Annotated in this window: 21 protein-coding genes; 8 read left to right on the forward strand and 13 right to left on the reverse strand. The window is 66.9% G+C overall.

Annotated elements, in window-relative coordinates; translation table 11 throughout:
• Window positions 1-5 precede the first annotated feature (5 nt).
• Window positions 6-659, reverse strand: coding sequence for a DUF3348 family protein (locus VPH47_RS08880; protein ID WP_088026226.1), 654 nt, complete (start codon window positions 657-659; stop codon window positions 6-8).
• Window positions 660-804: 145 nt separating this feature from the next.
• Between VPH47_RS08880 and VPH47_RS08885 the strand changes: the two genes are divergently transcribed.
• Window positions 805-1,725 carry a M14 family metallocarboxypeptidase gene (locus VPH47_RS08885; RefSeq protein ID WP_014037468.1) on the forward strand — a complete coding sequence of 307 codons (921 nt, stop codon included), beginning with the start codon at window positions 805-807 and terminating at the stop codon, window positions 1,723-1,725.
• Window positions 1,726-1,775: 50 nt separating this feature from the next.
• On the opposite strand, the gene VPH47_RS08890 is transcribed toward VPH47_RS08885, so the two are convergent.
• The 9 genes from VPH47_RS08890 to VPH47_RS08930 all read right to left on the reverse strand — a co-directional run bounded on the left by VPH47_RS08890 (window position 1,776) and on the right by VPH47_RS08930 (window position 7,523).
• Window positions 1,776-2,168, reverse strand: a complete 393-nt coding sequence (locus VPH47_RS08890) for a diacylglycerol kinase (protein ID WP_008265627.1) — start codon at window positions 2,166-2,168, stop codon at window positions 1,776-1,778.
• An 82-nt stretch (window positions 2,169-2,250) separates the two neighbouring features.
• Window positions 2,251-2,877, reverse strand: coding sequence for a hypothetical protein (locus VPH47_RS08895; protein ID WP_368850548.1), 627 nt, complete (start codon window positions 2,875-2,877; stop codon window positions 2,251-2,253).
• Window positions 2,878-2,926: 49 nt separating this feature from the next.
• Entirely contained in the window at window positions 2,927-3,457 is a 531-nt protein-coding gene (locus VPH47_RS08900; protein WP_368850549.1) for a nuclear transport factor 2 family protein, read from the reverse strand.
• A 35-nt stretch (window positions 3,458-3,492) separates the two neighbouring features.
• Window positions 3,493-3,918 (reverse strand): hypothetical protein, encoded by a 426-nt coding sequence (locus tag VPH47_RS08905; RefSeq protein WP_368850550.1) that lies wholly within the window; start codon window positions 3,916-3,918, stop codon window positions 3,493-3,495.
• Between the two features lie 59 nt (window positions 3,919-3,977).
• Entirely contained in the window at window positions 3,978-4,559 is a 582-nt protein-coding gene (locus VPH47_RS08910; protein WP_368850551.1) for a hypothetical protein, read from the reverse strand.
• Window positions 4,560-5,119: 560 nt separating this feature from the next.
• Entirely contained in the window at window positions 5,120-5,467 is a 348-nt protein-coding gene (locus tag VPH47_RS08915; protein WP_032129966.1) for an RcnB family protein, read from the reverse strand.
• A gap of 161 nt (window positions 5,468-5,628) precedes the next feature.
• Window positions 5,629-6,660: an ACR3 family arsenite efflux transporter gene (gene arsB / locus VPH47_RS08920; protein ID WP_368851575.1), complete on the reverse strand. Its 1,032-nt coding sequence runs from the start codon at window positions 6,658-6,660 to the stop codon at window positions 5,629-5,631.
• Between the two features lie 14 nt (window positions 6,661-6,674).
• On the reverse strand, window positions 6,675-7,178 hold the full coding sequence (locus VPH47_RS08925; protein ID WP_368850552.1) for an arsenate reductase ArsC: 504 nt from the start codon (window positions 7,176-7,178) through the stop codon (window positions 6,675-6,677).
• Window positions 7,179-7,193: 15 nt separating this feature from the next.
• The gene (locus tag VPH47_RS08930; protein ID WP_065723473.1) at window positions 7,194-7,523 is read right to left on the reverse strand and encodes a helix-turn-helix transcriptional regulator; all 330 of its coding nucleotides are present in this window, start codon (window positions 7,521-7,523) and stop codon (window positions 7,194-7,196) included.
• Between the two features lie 17 nt (window positions 7,524-7,540).
• Between VPH47_RS08930 and arsH the strand changes: the two genes are divergently transcribed.
• Window positions 7,541-8,269, forward strand: coding sequence for an arsenical resistance protein ArsH (gene arsH / locus VPH47_RS08935; RefSeq protein WP_368850553.1), 729 nt, complete (start codon window positions 7,541-7,543; stop codon window positions 8,267-8,269).
• Window positions 8,270-8,299: 30 nt separating this feature from the next.
• Here the strand turns inward: arsH and VPH47_RS08940 are convergent, their stop codons facing one another.
• Window positions 8,300-8,710 (reverse strand): helix-turn-helix domain-containing protein, encoded by a 411-nt coding sequence (locus VPH47_RS08940; RefSeq protein ID WP_153855514.1) that lies wholly within the window; start codon window positions 8,708-8,710, stop codon window positions 8,300-8,302.
• An 84-nt stretch (window positions 8,711-8,794) separates the two neighbouring features.
• Here VPH47_RS08940 and VPH47_RS08945 point away from each other — a divergent pair, with 84 nt between their 5' ends.
• Window positions 8,795-9,424, forward strand: coding sequence for a cation transporter (locus tag VPH47_RS08945; protein WP_180855515.1), 630 nt, complete (start codon window positions 8,795-8,797; stop codon window positions 9,422-9,424).
• A gap of 120 nt (window positions 9,425-9,544) precedes the next feature.
• Here VPH47_RS08945 and VPH47_RS08950 read toward each other — a convergent pair whose 3' ends face one another.
• The gene (locus tag VPH47_RS08950) at window positions 9,545-9,919 is read right to left on the reverse strand and encodes a hypothetical protein (protein ID WP_368850554.1); all 375 of its coding nucleotides are present in this window, start codon (window positions 9,917-9,919) and stop codon (window positions 9,545-9,547) included.
• A 567-nt stretch (window positions 9,920-10,486) separates the two neighbouring features.
• Here VPH47_RS08950 and VPH47_RS08955 point away from each other — a divergent pair.
• Window positions 10,487-10,816 (forward strand): hypothetical protein, encoded by a 330-nt coding sequence (locus VPH47_RS08955; RefSeq protein WP_368850555.1) that lies wholly within the window; start codon window positions 10,487-10,489, stop codon window positions 10,814-10,816.
• Here the strand turns inward: VPH47_RS08955 and VPH47_RS08960 are convergent.
• Entirely contained in the window at window positions 10,810-11,214 is a 405-nt protein-coding gene (locus tag VPH47_RS08960) for a ribonucleotide reductase subunit alpha (RefSeq protein WP_094000758.1), read from the reverse strand. The genes VPH47_RS08955 and VPH47_RS08960 overlap by 7 nt on opposite strands.
• A 194-nt stretch (window positions 11,215-11,408) precedes the next feature.
• Between VPH47_RS08960 and moaA the strand changes: the two genes are divergently transcribed.
• From moaA to VPH47_RS08980, 4 genes are read left to right on the forward strand one after another with little or no spacing between them, the layout of a single operon-like run.
• The gene (gene moaA / locus VPH47_RS08965) at window positions 11,409-12,389 is read left to right on the forward strand and encodes a GTP 3',8-cyclase MoaA (RefSeq protein ID WP_368850556.1); all 981 of its coding nucleotides are present in this window, start codon (window positions 11,409-11,411) and stop codon (window positions 12,387-12,389) included.
• An 8-nt stretch (window positions 12,390-12,397) separates the two neighbouring features.
• Window positions 12,398-13,393, forward strand: a complete 996-nt coding sequence (gene moaCB, locus VPH47_RS08970) for a bifunctional molybdenum cofactor biosynthesis protein MoaC/MoaB (RefSeq protein WP_368850557.1) — start codon at window positions 12,398-12,400, stop codon at window positions 13,391-13,393.
• Window positions 13,393-14,646 (forward strand): gephyrin-like molybdotransferase Glp, encoded by a 1,254-nt coding sequence (gene glp / locus VPH47_RS08975; RefSeq protein WP_110712543.1) that lies wholly within the window; start codon window positions 13,393-13,395, stop codon window positions 14,644-14,646. The genes moaCB and glp overlap by 1 nt, the downstream gene beginning before the upstream one ends.
• A complete protein-coding gene (locus VPH47_RS08980) occupies window positions 14,646-14,906 on the forward strand; it encodes a MoaD/ThiS family protein (RefSeq protein ID WP_049462752.1) in 261 nt (86 codons plus the stop codon). Before glp ends, VPH47_RS08980 begins: the two co-directional genes overlap by 1 nt.
• The last annotated feature ends 2 nt before the right edge of the window (window positions 14,907-14,908 follow it).

The raw sequence follows: 14,908 nt of genomic DNA on the forward strand, positions 1-14,908 counted from the left end.
TCTGGTCAGTGGGAGCGCAGGGCGTCTTGCAGCCCTTCGATCGGGTGGAAGCGCAGCTGCAGCTCGGCAAGCAGGAGGGTGCGCATGTCATGGCGGAAGGCCGCGCGCCAGCCGGGCTGGCCGTGCACGCGTTCAAAACGGGCGCCGAGCACCGCCGGCGCAGTGGCCAGCAGGCTGTGCTCGCGCGGGGTGAGGGTCTGCTCCATCACCGCATCGACCTCGGCCAGCCGTGCCAGCTCGGGTGAAACCTGCACCAGCTGGTCGCGCAGGCGGCCGCGCAGGCGTCCGGTGGCGGTCTGGATCGCCTGCTGCAGCACCCGGTAGCGCTGGCGCAGCGAGGCGAAGTTCGGTGCGGCGGCGGCTTCGGCCAGGTCGAGCAGGCGCTCGGCCTCGGCATCCTCGCTGATCGAGGCCAGCAGGCTGGCATGGGCCTGGGCGCAGTCGTCCAGCACATCCCCGGCCGCTTCGGTGGCCTCACCCGGCTCGGGCAGGCGCCCGCCCAAGGCCCCGGACAGGGCCACGGCACGGCTCCAGTCCACCCACTGGCCGAGGCGATCGGTCAGGGCGGGACTGCTGGCCGGCATCGCGCCGTCGCTGAGACGGGCGAGCAGGCGGAGGAATTCCGGTCCACCCAGGACCGGCTGCGCTGCTTTCGCCATCAAGGGGTGAGGGGCCAAAAACCGTTGATTTTACAACCAGATGACCTTGGCTGGATGAAGGCGGGGCCGGGGGAGGGGACCCGCAGGCGCGACAAGGCTTAGAATGACCGGCTGCACCCATCCGTTCGACCCTTGGAGTTCCCCAATGACTGTTGCGCAGTTCTACCCGATCGGCACCCCCGGACAGCCCTGGGGCGACGCGGAACGCGCACAGTGGCGGGCCCGCCAGCAGCGCCAGCGCAGCTACCACGACGACGTGGTGGCCGCCCTTGAACGCCTGGACGACAGCTTCGATGTAATCCAGTACGGCCAGTTGGACTATGCACCTGACCATTACCCGCTGTTCGCCGTGGTCAACCACGACTGGAACCCGGCGCTGCCGACCGCGCTGATCACCGGCGGCGTGCATGGCTACGAGACCAGCGGCGTGCATGGCGCCCTGCAGTTCCTGGAGCAGCAGGCCGAGCGTTACCTGGGCCGGCTGAACCTGATCGTGGCGCCGTGCGTCAGCCCGTGGGGCTACGAGCGCATCCAGCGCTGGAACCCGGATGCCATCGACCCGAACCGCAGCTTCCGTGACGGCGGCCAGATCGAAGAGGCCGCCGCGCTGATGCGCTGGGTGGCTGAGCGCAAGCCGAACCTGCTGGTGCACCTGGACCTGCACGAGACCACCGACAGCGACCTGCACGAGTTCGATCCGGCGCGCTGCGCCCGCGACGGCAAGCCGTTCGAGCGCGACACCATTCCGGATGGCTTCTACGTGATCGGCAACAGCGAAGATCCGCAGGCGGAATTCCAGAAGGCATTGATCACCGCCGTTGCCCCGGTCACCCACATCGCCCCGGCCGACGCCGAAGGCAACTTGGTCGGCCTGCCGCTGCAGTCACCGGGCGTGGTCTGGGGCGAGTCGCGCTCGATCGGCGCCTGCGCCGGCTTCACCGACGCACGCTTTGCCACCACCACCGAGGTCTACCCGGACAGCCCGCGCACCAACCCGCAGGAATGCAACGACGCCCAGGTGGCAGCGGTATGCGCGGGTCTGGATTTCGCCCTGGCCGCGCAGTAATACCTCCGTCCAGAGGCGCGCCGGGTCATGGCCGGCGGCTCGGGCGTGAGCTATCCCAGCAGGATCACGCCCCACACCGTGCCGACCATGAGCAGCGCGGTGGTCTGGGCGGCGCTGCCCATGTCCTTGGCGTTCTTGGACAGCGGGTGGTGGTCCAACGAGATGCGGTCGACCACCGCTTCGATGGCCGAGTTGAGCAGCTCCACCAGCAGGCTGATGAAGCAGACGGCCAGCACCACGGCCCGCTCGATCGTGCTGATGTCCAGCACGAACGCCGCGACCATCAGCAGTGCATGCAGCAGCAACAGCTGCCGGAAGGCCGCTTCGCCACGGAAGGTGGCGATGAAACCGTCGCGCGAATGGATCAGCGTGTGGAAGATGCGGCGAAGGCCGGTCTTGCCATGCGGGTACTTGCCGCTGTCCCTGGGGTGAGGTGGCTGCATGCGGGTTCTGCCATGAATTGACCTCACGACAGGATGTGCAGGCGGGCGTCGGGAAAGCGTCGGACGCCCGTTGGATTTTCCTTCAGCCGGCCTGGCGCTGCGCCTGGATGGCCTGGTCGAGGGCATCCAGATCGTCGGTCGGCGAGGCCAGCCATGCCGGGTATGCCTCGGTCTCGATGAAGGCGGAGGAACGCAGCACATCATCGAACGCTGGATTGTCCTTCTGCGGATGGCGCAGCAGGCCCGACATCAACCCGCAGATACGGACTGCGGCCTGGAAGGCGCCCTGCAACGAACCGGCCGGCTCGGTGACCGTGTTGAGGAAAGCCGCATAGGCCGGGCCATCGAAGATGAAGTCCTCGCGCTGCTGGAAGGCTTCACCGCTGAGGTTGGCTTCGCCGGAGACGTGCCGAGAAAACCCCCAGGACCAGATGTCGAGGAAACGCAGGTCATCCAGCATCCGGCGCGCATCGTCATTCAGTGGAACGGCACCCGACAGGGCGTGTTCCAGCGTCACCGCCGCGAAGGGCTCGGTGCCCTGGTGGGCCAGGAAATCGCTCAGGCAGCGCAGCACACCGGGATGATGCGGGTCCAGTTGCAGCGCACGGTAGATCACGCGGGCGCCTTCCACATGGCGGCCCTGGGCGATGAAGATGTTGAGCGCGTGGTGGGCGAGCTGGTCGGCGTTGAGGTCGGCAATCCGGGTCATCGGGTCTGGCTGGCATGGACGAACGGTGGGCACCAGTCTGACAGATCACTTATTCGGCCGGGCTGCGTGAATCGCGGATCGAATAGACCACCGAGAAGATCTTCCAGCCCTGTTCGGTGCGGATCAGCTGCCACATCTCCTTGCCCCAGTTGGTCTTCACCCCATCGTCGTGGAAGCTGTAGTCAAACGACACCGAGGCCACATCGCCATCCGTCTCGATCTTCGTGTTGGAGAATGTCTCCTCCTTCGGTTTCGGCGACGCAACGACGCCGTCGATCAGCGCGATGAAGTTGTTGGTGGGAATCCGCCGTGCCTTGATCGCATCGGGCTTGGCCTTGCGGATGTCCTGCAGGCGCACATCCTCGGAGACAAACTGCCAGCCGATGTCTTCCGGTTTGTCGGAGAAGAACAGGCCCATGTAGGTCGGCTTGTCCTTGTTGATCAGCGAGGTGCGGAAGGATTCGACCACCTGTTCGATCGCCTTGACGTCGGCGGGAGCGTTCTTCGCGGCGTAGGCTGGCAGGCACGCCGGGAGGAGGAGGGCGAGGGCGGCGAAGCGTGCATGTGCGTTGGGCATCATGGCGTCCTGGGGAGGAGTGAGGTGGCGCTAACGCATCACCGCGCGTAAGTTCGCCAGAAAAGCACGTGGTCTTCGGTCCTGTTGATGGCGACGAAGACCGATTTTCCGGATTCTGGCGCGCAGCGAAAGACGCGGTACGACGCGCTGAGCGTCGCGTTGCCAGGCCACCAGTATCGATCGAACGCAACAGGATCGCTGTCGCCGGACGCGGTCGCTTGGCAATCGGCAGGCAACTTCAGCAGCACCACACGGGGCTTGGTGAACGCCAGCGCGCTGGTGTTTGAATCCAGATCGTGTACTTCACGCAGGTTGGTCGCTTCGTGGGGCACCCAATCGGGAATCCATCCCTTGTTCACCCTGTCGGCGTCGATGGCCTGCTGCTGGGTGTCGAACGAACTGTCCATCACCAGTCCGCAGGCGCTGAGCGCCGTGCAGACGGTCAATGGAAGGATGGATCGCATCCTGGTCCAGATGGTGGGTGGAAACATCGTCCTTGCGGCCCCGTGGAATGCCGTCCGACCTATCGGGTCAGCGCGTCGAACAGGCGATTGCGGTCCGCATCGCTCATCGACCAGCTCTGCCCGAGCGGGGCCATGCGAACGGATTCGGTCCGGCCGCAGGCCCGGTACTGCCAGGTTTCCGAACCATCGGGCTGGGCTGTCACGTCGATGCCCTCCAGGCGTGCGCACTGCAGCCGGGCCAGCGCCATCGGCGCGAAGTGCAGCATGTAGTGCTGCACCCGGTCGGCCGGCATTGCCGTTCCGGCGGGCAGCGGATGAGCCGGGCCATATTCGGCGAGCAGGCCAACGCAGGTCGCCGCGGCGGACAAGGTATTGCGACCGAATGCGCGGGAGGCATCCCGTTCCACGCCTTTTTCCAGAATCTTGCCTTCCTTGCTGCTGGCATAGGCCTCGGCGGCCTGCAGTTGCGCAGCGTCGAGCGTCGACAGCCAGTGCTGGCGGCCCTCCTGCAACTGCAGTTTCAGGCCGGGCAGCGTCTTCTGGCAGCGCGCGGCGATCGCCTGTGTCTGCACGAAGTCCTGGCTGCGATCACCGGGCGTTGCAGCCGGTGATGCGGCCGCCGCGGCGGCCGTGAGGGCCATGCAGGCCATGACCAGGCCACATCGCATTCCATTGCGCATCCTGCACCTCATGGAGAGTTTGACGGCGCACGCTAGCACGGATGCTGGGCGGCGCAACAGGCCGGTGCCGGCCTGTCCGTGGCGTACATTGCCGGTTGCTCGGCGATCTCGGCGAGGCATTGCCATGCGCTTGCCTTGGTCCCGGTCGGGGCGGGCAGGGCACAGGTCATTCGGGCGCTGGGGCAACCTGACGTGGTGGAGCACGCCGGTATTCCCTTTACCTGTTATGCAAGCAGTGGATGCAGTGGTCGCTGTGCGCAGCGATGGTGGTATGAGAACCGGTTGGGCCTGGATACCGAAGCCTGGTCGGTGGAGCTGGATGCTTCTGATCGCGTGCTCGCAACGTCGCGCTGGACATCACCGTAGGCTGAGCACACGGGAGATATCCATCCGCCTGCTCTTTGGTGATCGGGCTCTTTGCCGCGGTGTTGATGTGCGGGAACATCTCATTGCGGCCCAGCATGAATGCCGGGCCGCATCGCAGGGGTAATTCGCCGCGTGTGGAGAAGCTGCAAGTCGCTTCAGCGATGCAGCGCGTCGATGATCAAGCCGGTGGCGATCTCCACCAACAGGTACTCGTTATCGGACTGGCGCACCCAGCGCCGGTCGCGGCCCGGCTCGCGCAGGTGATAGCGCGCGTAGTCGTCCACCCAGTAGCGGCGGTCCACTTCCGCCCATGGCAGGCGCTCGCCGCGACGCCAGGCCTTCTTCTGCCAGCCTGGCGGCGGTGCATCACGGTTGTGCGGGCCACCGGCGTGCGGCGGTGGCCCGTTGCCGCGCGCATGGTGCGGCGGATCAGCGAAGGCGGGTGCCGCGGCCAGCGCGGCAGCCGTGGTCAACGCAATGGCGAACAAGCGTGCAGTGTTCATCGCAACCTCCTGGCCTTGCCGCTGCATGCGGCGTGGTGCCGTGGAGTATGGATCAAGGAACGTGAACGGACTTCTGAACTGTCACCTTCGCAGCAGGGCGCTTTCCACTGCGCTGCAACTGGCGGCTCGGGCGCGACGCCGCCGCCTCCGGCATGGCCGCCTCAAGCGCGCTCGCGCGCCTCATACCAGTTGCGTGAGCGGTTCACGATCTTCACCACCGAAAGCATCACGGGCACTTCAATCAGCACCCCCACCACCGTGGCCAGCGCCGCGCCGGAGTGGACACCGAACAGGCCCACGGCCGTCGCCACCGCCAGTTCGAAGAAGTTGCTGGCGCCGATCAGTGCCGACGGCCCGGCCACGCAGTGCGCCACACCCAGGCGCCGGTTGAGCAGGTACGCCAGGCCGGAGGTGAAATAGACCTGGATCAGGATCGGGACCGCGATCACCGCAATCACCAGCGGCTGCTGCACGATCTGCTGGCCCTGGAACCCGAACAGCAGCACCAGCGTCAGCAGCAGTGCCGACAGTGACAGTGGCCCCAGCCGGCGCAGCGCCGCCTGCAGCCCGGGCTGGCCATGGCGTGACAGGATCCAGCGGCGCAGCAACGCGGCCACCAGCACCGGCGCCACGATGTACAGGCCGACCGACAGCAGCAACGTATCCCACGGCACGGTGATGGCCGACAGCCCCAGCAGCAGCGCCACCATCGGCGCATAGGCCACCACCATGATCGCGTCGTTCAGTGCCACCTGGCTCAGTGTGAAGTTGGCATCGCCGCGACACAGATTGCTCCACACGAACACCATGGCCGTGCAAGGCGCGGCGGCCAGCAGGATCAGGCCGGCGATATAGCTCTCGATCTGGCCGGCGGGCAGCCAGTCCGCAAAGACGTGGCGCAGGAAGAGCCAGCCCAGCAGCGCCATCGAGAACGGCTTCACCGCCCAGTTGATGAACAGCGTCACCCCGATGCCTTTCCAGTGCTGCCCCAGCTGGCGCATCGCACCGAAATCCACCCTCAGCAGCATCGGAATGATCATCAGCCAGATCAGCACCGCCACCGGAAGGTTGACCTTGGCCACTTCAGCCGCCGCCAGGGAGGCGAAAGCAACGGGCAGGAAGTGCCCGAGCAGCGTGCCGGTGATGATGCACAGCGCGACCCAGAGCGTCAGGTGGCGCTCGAACAGGCCCATGGGTGCCGCTGTGCTCATGGCGTGCGCGCTGCCGGCAGCAGGTGGCCGATCTGGTCCAGTGCCCGCTGCAGCATTCCGCGGTCTTGCCACACGTGCCCGGGCAGCGCCAGCAGGGCCTGCACGCGTGCCTTCACGATGGCATGCGCGCGGGCGAAGGCGGCGGCCTTGTCGGCATCGCTGCCCTCTGCCTCGGCCGGGTCCGGCAGGCCCCAATGGCTGCGGATGAAGTCACCGAACACCACGGGGCAGGCTTCCGCTGCCGCCGCATCGCAGACGGTGATCACAAGATCCATGGGGGCGGCATCAGCGAACTCATCCCAGGATTTGCTGCGCAGTCCCGCGACCGGGATGCCTTCTGCGCGCAGCTGTGCAAGCGCGAACGGATTGACCTGGCCGGTCGGGTGGCTGCCGGCACTGTAGGCCGTGAAGCGGTCGCCGCCCCATGCGCGCAGGGTGGCTTCGGCCAGCACGCTGCGGGCGCTGTTGCCGGTGCAGAGAAACAGGATGGAGCGGGACATGGTGGCGTTTCCGAATCAGCAGCTGCAGGGATTGCCTGACGGGGTGCATTGTTCGCTGGGCGAACCGGCGCAGCAGTTGTGCGTGAGGTACTCGATCAGGCCGGTCATTGCGCTGAAATTCGCGCGGTAGCAGACGTGGCGGCCCTGGCTCTCGCTCTCGACCAGGCCGGCCTGTACCAGTTCCTTCAGGTGGAAGCTGAGGGTGGCGGGAGGAACCTGGAGCGCTGCGGCGATGTCGCCGGCCATGCGACCGGCCGGGCCGGCTTCGACCAGCAGGCGGAAGGCTGCCAGGCGGGTGGCGTGGCCGAGCGCGGTGAGCGCAGCGATTGCATTTGATGTTTCCATATTTCTAGAATAGTCGAATGAATGAGTCGACCACAAGTCCTTCGCTGCCCCATCTGAGGGCAACCTCACTTCCCCAGCCGGATCACCAGCGGTTGGCGGCCGAACGCCAGGGGCCGCCACGCATCCTGCTGCTGTACGGCTCACTGCGGCCGCAATCGTTCAGCCGCAAGCTGGCACTGGAGGCCGAACGCCTGCTGCAGCATCTGGGCTGCGAAACGCGCGTGTTCGATCCACATGCCTTGCCGCTGCTGGACAGCGTGGACAAGGGGCATCCGGAAGTGCAGCGGTTGCGCGAGTGGTCGCACTGGTCGGAAGGACAGGTGTGGGTCAGCCCGGAGCGGCACGGCACGGTGACCGGCGTGTTCAAGAACCAGATCGACTGGCTGCCACTGGAAGACGGCAGCGTGCGGCCGACCCAGGGCAGGACGCTGGCGGTGATGCAGGTCTGCGGCGGTTCGCAGTCGTTCAACACGGTCAATACGTTGCGGGTACTGGGCCGCTGGATGCGCATGCTGACCATTCCCAACCAGTCGTCGGTGGCCAAGGCCTGGCAGGAGTTCGACGAAGTCGGACGGATGAAGCCCTCGCCCTACTACGATCGCGTGGTGGATGTGGTCGAAGAACTGGTGAAGTTCACGCTGCTCACCCGCGGCCGCGCAGACTACCTCGTGGACCGTTACAGCGAGCGCAAGGGCGATGCGTTGGCGGCGGAGCTGGCGCAAGCGGCGGGAGCGACCGGCGTCTAAGGCGGGTGCCGAATCGCGTGCGGTTCCTGCTCAGCTAGCCGGCGCAGGCTGCAGGGCTTCCAGTACCCGGCAGTCGGCCACGCGCCCGCCGGGGCAGTTGCCGATCATCCGCTGCAGTTCGCCCTGCAACGCCTGCAGGTCGGCAATCCTGCGCGCGATGTCGGCAATGTGTGCCTTCACCACGTCATCCACCGAACTGCACTGGTGCTCGCGTTGTTCGCCGAAGGCGATCAGTTCGCGGATCTGCTCGATGGCGAACCCCAGCTCGCGCGCACGGCGCACGAATGCCAGCCGCCGTTGATCCTGCGCGCCGTAGCAGCGGTAGTTGCCCTGCGAACGCAACGGCGGCTGCAGCAGCCCGATCTTTTCGTAATAGCGGATGGTCTCTGCCTTGGTGCCGGTGTGGCGGGCCAGTTGGCCGATGGTAAGTGGGGCTGTCATGGGCTTGACCTTGTAGGGGCTACAAGGTTGATAAAGGCAGCTCCCTTTCATTTCAAGCCCGGGCACGCCCGGCGGAGCGCCCCCATGGACCAGTGCTGCGGCCACAAGCGCCAGGAGCTGGCATCGATAGCGCTGCACAGCGCCCAGCGGCGGGTGCTGGTAGCGGTGCTGGCAATCAATCTGGCGATGTTCTTCATCGAGTTCGGCGCGGGCCTTGCCGCGCGATCCAGTGCCCTGCAGGCCGATGCGGTCGACATGCTGGGAGATGCCATCGTCTATGGCCTGAGCCTGTGGGCGGTAAACCGGGGCGCGCGCTGGGAAGCGGGCGCGGCGCTGGCCAAGGGCCTGCTGATCCTGGCCTTCTTCGTGTTCATCGTGTTCGAAGTGGCCGGAAAGCTGGTCAACGGGGTGCCACCGTCCAGCACGCTGATGCTGGTGTTCGGTGGCATTGCCCTGGTGGCGAACCTCACCTGCGTGGCGCTGCTGTGGCGTTTCCGCAGGTTGAACATCAACATGAAGAGCACGTTCGAGTGCTCGCGCAATGACGTGGCCGCGAACCTGGGGGTGCTGGTGGCCGCAGGTGGCGTGGCCATGACCGGGCGCGGTTGGCCGGATATTGTCGTCGGCGCAGTGATCGCCTTGTTGTTCCTGAGGTCGGCAGTGAGCGTGATCGCTGAAGCGTGGCCGGCATGGCGAGCAGCACACCGCCAGTGACTCAGTTGCGGTGGTGGCTGCGCGCTCAGGTCGCCACGTGTTGACTGCGTTGGTCGATCAGCATCACCGTTTCCTGCAGTGCATGGGCGCCCATCACCGCTTCCGGATAGCGGGTGCCGATCAGCCTTCAGGCTGCAACCGCCCCACCGCCTGCGCGCACAACGACTGACAGGCCAGTACCAACCCCTCCATCAGCCGGTCGCCCACGTATTGCTCGGGTTCGCCATTCTGGCGGGTGCGCTCCGCCGCCAGCAGCATTTCCAGCACCACACGCAACCCGCTCAACGCGCAATCGGCATCGGCCAGGGCCAGGCAGCGGCCGGGGAGTTGATGCCGCTCCGGCCAGGGTTGGCCATCGGCCGCCGCACCGGAGCCGATGCGGTTGAGATTGGCAATGAAGGTGTTCCTGTCCACTGCAGGCGCAGCCTGTGGCGAACCGTCGTCGTGGGTGGTGCCGTGGTCGGCGTGCAGGTGCGGGAAGTTCGATTTGTTCATGGCAAGGCTCCGTGCAGGGCAATCGGTAGCCGCCACCCGAAAGGTGGCGGGCGGTACGTGGTTCGAATCCGGGTTGGCTTCAAGCCGGCGGGCGCGAACGCCCCCAACGCACCGCCCGCCATAGCCGGCAGACGGATTGCCAACCGGCGCCACGCATGGTGACGCCGGTTGGCAAGCGCACTTACTCAAAGCCAACACGGGATTCGAAGCCCGGCCACCCTTTTCCGGTGGCACGCCATCTGAGCCCCTGGCGCTGTGCAATGCCAATCAGAAGAGTTGCAAACATCACTCGATTGGAGACGCTTTCGGCATTCTCCCACGCTGCTAAGCACTGCCAGCGCGGGCTGGCGTGGTGATCCGCCCGAACCGCGCAATCTGCGACAGGTGTCGAGGTTGGGGGAGGGAAGGGTGCGGGTGGGGAAGGGCGATAGCGACAGGCTCCGCGCAAGTCTGAGTCGAGCCTGGCGGGGTCCCGCCGGCGCCAAAGCGCGACGTGCGACTCGGGTTGACGTTCCCAGCCACCAAGCGCAGGCTGGTCAGGCACGTTTCCTAACCAGAAGGAGACTTATGACTGCCACCGCTTCCCTGCACCCGGCGCCCGATACCCCGGGGCGTTCACGGCTCTGGAGTGTGTTCTGGCTGCAGGGCGTCATTCCCAGCAACATTCTGTGGGCCGTGGCCCTCTGGGCGTTGGCCAACCAGCGCACGTCGCTGCTGCTGGGGGTGTTCGCCGCGTTGCTGCTCTATACCGGCTGGATCATCCCGGCGGTGTGGCGGGCGGCGCCCACTGCGCACAACCCCAACCTGGGCGTGGCCGCGCGCGGGCTGACCGTGGCCTGGGGGCTGAACACCGTGCTGGTGATCTTCTTCCTGACCCTGCAGCTGGTGGCTCAATAGAACTGAACAGGCTCGCCGCCCCGGTCGAAGGCGGCGAAGCGGCCGATCTGACCGTCATGGATGGCGTTGACCATCAGCTGCAGCGGGCGAGCGGCTTCATCGCTGTTGGGCGCGAAACCGGCGCGGCCGTCCAGCGCCGCCACGAACACCAGATCCCACTCGATGCCGGTGGTGGTCGATTCGGTCGCCAGCGCCAGGAAACTGGGCACCTCGGCCGGCAGCTTGTCCACGCACAGCACCGGCGACAGGGTGCCGCCCTCGCGGCGGTCATGCCGGTCGCGCTGGTCGCTGGTGGGCGATTCGGGCAGCTCGGCGCGCACGAATACGAACAGCAAGCGTTGCGGTTCAGCCTGCTGGCCTGCGGCGTGCAGCAGCTGCTGGAAATCGTTCATCATCATGAGGGTTGTCACACGCCCGCTGCACGGAAAGCCGCATGCTGCCATAACGCCTGCCGCGCGGGGCCGAAGACGATTGATTTAAGTCATGCCCATGGAACTGACTGCCGCGTACTCTGGCAATCGTTCCAGCAGACGAGGGTTTCCGGGCCGTTCCGGGCACAGGCAAGACGGTGGAGCAACAAGGTGGACCAGCCATGAGCCAACTCACCGACGGTTTCGGACGCAGCTTTCCGTACCTGCGCCTGTCGCTGACCGAAGCCTGCAACTTCCGTTGCAGCTACTGCCTGCCCGACGGTTACCAGGCCGATGGCCGCCCACGCTTCCTGCAGGTGGATGAAATCGCGCGCCTGGTGCGTGCGTTTGCCGCGTTGGGCATGAGCAAGATCCGCCTGACCGGTGGCGAGCCCAGCCTGCGCAAGGACCTGGACGAGATCATCGCCACCGTGGCGGCGGTGCCGGGCATCCGCAAGGTGGCCATCACCACCAATGGCACGCTGCTGCCGCGTCGCCTGCCGGGCTGGCATCGCGCCGGCCTGACCGCGCTGAACGTGAGCATGGACAGCCTGCAGCGCGAACGGTTCAAGACCATCACCGGGCATGACCGCCTGCCGGAGATCGAACAGGGCCTGGCCCTGGCACAGGCGCTGGGCCTGCCGGCCATCAAGCTCAACGCGGTGCTGCTGCGCGGCCTGAACGACGACGAGCTGCCGCAGTGGATGGACTACCTGCGCGACCGCCCCTTCAGCGTGCGCTTCATCGAACTGATGCGCACCGGCGACAACGAGGCCTATTTCCAGCGCCACCACCTGCGCGCCGACGTGGTGATCGAACAGCTGCTGGCGGCCGGCTGGTGCGAGCGTCCACGCGCGGCCGATGCCGGCCCAGCGCGTGAGTTCTGCCACCCCGACCATCGCGGCAGCATCGGCATCATCGCCCCGTATTCGCGTGACTTCTGCAAGGGCTGCAACCGCCTGCGGGTGACCGCCAAGGGTGACCTGCGGCTGTGCCTGTTCGGCGAGTTCGGCGTGCCGCTGCGCCCGCTGCTGCAGGGCGACGATGACCACGACGCGCTGCTGGCACGCATCACCACGCAGCTCGGCCTGAAAGCGGCCGGGCATGGACTGCACCAGGGCCAGACCGGGCTGACCCCGCACCTGGCCTCCATCGGAGGATGAGCAACACGATGAGTGGGGAATTGAAAGCGGCCTTCCACATGGCCGATGTCCGCGACAAGCGCATCACCCGCCGCCGCGCGGTGGCGGTGGGCGAGCTGCATGCCGGTCCGGTGGCCTATCCGCTGATCGTCGAGCGCCGCCTGCCCAAGGGCGATGCGCTGATGATGGCCGAGATTGCCGGTCTGCAGGGCGCCAAGATGGCCTCGATGCTGATGCCGCTGTGCCACCCGTTGCCGCTGGAACTGGTGCAGGTGTTCTGCGCGCCGGTACCGGAACGGCAGGCGATCCGCGTGTGGTGCGAGTGCGCCAGCGAGGCGCGCACTGGCGTGGAGATGGAGGCACTGGCTGGCGTCAACGCGGCGCTGCTGACCCTGTACGACCTGAGCAAGCCGGTGGAGCCGGCCCTGCGCATCGAGGGCATCCGCCTGCTGTTCAAGGAAGGCGGCAAGCGCGGTGTGTGGCTGCACCCGGATGGCATGGACGATGCCGAGCGCGCGCGTTTCAAGCCGCGCGCGCCGAAGGGGCTGGAGGGCGCGGCCTGCGCGGTGATCACGCTGAGCGATCGCGCCAGCGAGGGCACCTATGAAGATGTGTCCGGCCCAACCCTGGTGAGCGGCCTGAAAAAGCTGGGCGGTGAGGTCGTGGCCGCCGAGATCTTGCCCGACGGCATCGAGCCGTTGGCTGGCCGCCTGCAGGCACTGGCCGCCGAGGGCGTGCGCCTGTGCCTGTGCACCGGCGGTACCGGGCTGGGCCCGCGTGACCTGACCCCGGAGGCGCTGCGTTCCTTGAACGCACGGCCGGTGCATGGCCTGGCGCAGATGGTGCGGGCACTGAGCGCACAGCACACGCCGATGGCCTGGCTGAGCCGCGCCGAGGTGGTGCAGCTGGGCAACATGCTGGTGTTCGCACTGCCGGGCAGCCCGAAGGCGGCGGCGCAGTGCCTCGATATTCTGGCGCCGGTGCTGGGCCACGCTTTGGCGATGGTCGATGGTGGTGGCCACTGATGATTGCCTATAGCGAAGCCCTGCAGCACCTGCTGGATGCGGCCACGCCGCTGCCGGCCGAGCGCCTGCCGTTGCATGAGGCCGGCGGCCGCACTCTGGCCAGTGACATCATCAGTGGGCAGTCGCTGCCGCCGTTCGACAATTCTGCGATGGACGGTTTCGCGCTGCGCGCCAACGGCACGACGTTCGAAGCCGGTACCGAATTCGCGGTGCAGGGTTGGCAGGCGGCCGGCGATGCCGGCGCCGAAGGTGGCGAGGGTGCCTGGGAAATCATGACCGGTGCGCGCATGCCGGTTGGGCTGGATACGGTGGTGCCGGTCGAGAACGTGGAGATCCTCGCCAGCGAGGAGGGCCGCCCGACCCGCATCGCCCTGAAGGGCACGGTGAAGCCGGGCCAGAACGTGCGCCTGCGCGGCCAGGATGTACGCGAAGGCGAGCGCGTGCTGCAGGCTGGGCAGGTGCTGGATATCAATGCGCGTACCCTGCTGCATGCCATCGGCGTGGGCCAGGTGGCGGTGGTGGCGCGGCCGAAGGCGGCAGTGATCGCTACCGGCAAGGAGTTGGTGACCGAGGCGGCGCAGACGCTGGAATCCGGCCAGATTCGTGACAGCAACCGGCCGTATCTGGTTGGCCGCCTGCAGGCCGCCGGTGCCGAAGTGGTGTGGCAGGGCACGGTGGGTGATGACGTGGCGGCGTTCAATGCGGTGCTGGATGACGCGCTGGCTGCCGGCGCGCAGCTGCTGATCAGCACGGGCGCGGTGTCGGCCGGCCGCTACGATTTCGTTCCCGATGCGCTGCGTGGACGTGGTGCGCGCATCGTGTTCCACAAGGTAGCGATCCGCCCCGGCAAGCCGCTGTTGTTCGCGGTGCTGCCCAATGGTGCGCTGTATTTCGGTCTGCCCGGCAACCCTGTGTCGGCCGCCGTGGGCCAGCGCTTCTTCGTCGAGCCGGTGCTGCGGCGCCTGCTGGGGCTGGCACCGGAAACCGTGTTGCAGCTGCCGCTGCAGGCCGACGTGCGCAAGCCGCCGGGCCTGCGCTTCCACGCGCGTGCGCGGGTGGAAGTGGACGCTCAGGGCCGCCTGAGTGCGCGCGTGCTGTCCGGGCAGGAGTCGTTCCGTTTGATGTCCATGCTGCAGGCCAACGCCTGGGTGGTGCTGGAGGCCGAGGGAGACCTGGCCAACGCTGGCACCTACGTGCGCGTGCAGGGCTGGGGTCACCATGACCCGGTGCAGCTGGCGAGCCAGGAGTCATGATGAAACAGGTGAATCTGCAGTTGTTTGGTGCGTTCTCCGATCTGGATGCCAGCCGCGAGATCGCGGTGGAGGTGGCCGGTGGCACCGTGGCCGATCTGCGCCAGGCGCTGCGCGAGCTGCTGCCGACGCGTTGGCCGGGTTTCCGCGCTGGCCTGCTGGACTACTCGGCGTTCGCCGACCAGCAACGCGTGCTGCGTGACCACGAAGCGCTGCCCGACGATGGCCGGGTGGCGATCCTGCCGCCGGTAAGCGGGGGCTGAGC

The organism is Stenotrophomonas sp. WED208, assembly GCF_040984485.1.
Classification (GTDB): domain Bacteria; phylum Pseudomonadota; class Gammaproteobacteria; order Xanthomonadales; family Xanthomonadaceae; genus Stenotrophomonas; species Stenotrophomonas riyadhensis.

Coding starts and splice junctions, on each gene's coding strand:
- VPH47_RS08890 (WP_008265627.1), bottom strand. CDS start 2,168: ATGCAGCCACCTCACCCCAGGGACAGCGGCAAGTACCCGCATGGCAAG.
- VPH47_RS08885 (WP_014037468.1), top strand. CDS start 805: ATGACTGTTGCGCAGTTCTACCCGATCGGCACCCCCGGACAGCCCTGG.
- VPH47_RS08900 (WP_368850549.1), bottom strand. CDS start 3,457: ATGATGCCCAACGCACATGCACGCTTCGCCGCCCTCGCCCTCCTCCTC.
- moaA (WP_368850556.1), top strand. CDS start 11,409: ATGAGCCAACTCACCGACGGTTTCGGACGCAGCTTTCCGTACCTGCGC.
- VPH47_RS08925 (WP_368850552.1), bottom strand. CDS start 7,178: ATGTCCCGCTCCATCCTGTTTCTCTGCACCGGCAACAGCGCCCGCAGC.
- arsH (WP_368850553.1), top strand. CDS start 7,541: ATGAATGAGTCGACCACAAGTCCTTCGCTGCCCCATCTGAGGGCAACC.
- VPH47_RS08940 (WP_153855514.1), bottom strand. CDS start 8,710: ATGACAGCCCCACTTACCATCGGCCAACTGGCCCGCCACACCGGCACC.
- VPH47_RS08955 (WP_368850555.1), top strand. CDS start 10,487: ATGACTGCCACCGCTTCCCTGCACCCGGCGCCCGATACCCCGGGGCGT.
- VPH47_RS08945 (WP_180855515.1), top strand. CDS start 8,795: ATGGACCAGTGCTGCGGCCACAAGCGCCAGGAGCTGGCATCGATAGCG.
- arsB (WP_368851575.1), bottom strand. CDS start 6,660: ATGGGCCTGTTCGAGCGCCACCTGACGCTCTGGGTCGCGCTGTGCATC.
- VPH47_RS08930 (WP_065723473.1), bottom strand. CDS start 7,523: ATGGAAACATCAAATGCAATCGCTGCGCTCACCGCGCTCGGCCACGCC.
- VPH47_RS08910 (WP_368850551.1), bottom strand. CDS start 4,559: ATGGCCCTCACGGCCGCCGCGGCGGCCGCATCACCGGCTGCAACGCCC.
- VPH47_RS08895 (WP_368850548.1), bottom strand. CDS start 2,877: ATGACCCGGATTGCCGACCTCAACGCCGACCAGCTCGCCCACCACGCG.
- VPH47_RS08880 (WP_088026226.1), bottom strand. CDS start 659: ATGGCGAAAGCAGCGCAGCCGGTCCTGGGTGGACCGGAATTCCTCCGC.
- glp (WP_110712543.1), top strand. CDS start 13,393: ATGATTGCCTATAGCGAAGCCCTGCAGCACCTGCTGGATGCGGCCACG.
- VPH47_RS08915 (WP_032129966.1), bottom strand. CDS start 5,467: ATGAACACTGCACGCTTGTTCGCCATTGCGTTGACCACGGCTGCCGCG.
- VPH47_RS08980 (WP_049462752.1), top strand. CDS start 14,646: ATGAAACAGGTGAATCTGCAGTTGTTTGGTGCGTTCTCCGATCTGGAT.
- VPH47_RS08950 (WP_368850554.1), bottom strand. CDS start 9,919: ATGAACAAATCGAACTTCCCGCACCTGCACGCCGACCACGGCACCACC.
- VPH47_RS08905 (WP_368850550.1), bottom strand. CDS start 3,918: ATGCGATCCATCCTTCCATTGACCGTCTGCACGGCGCTCAGCGCCTGC.
- VPH47_RS08960 (WP_094000758.1), bottom strand. CDS start 11,214: ATGATGATGAACGATTTCCAGCAGCTGCTGCACGCCGCAGGCCAGCAG.
- moaCB (WP_368850557.1), top strand. CDS start 12,398: ATGAGTGGGGAATTGAAAGCGGCCTTCCACATGGCCGATGTCCGCGAC.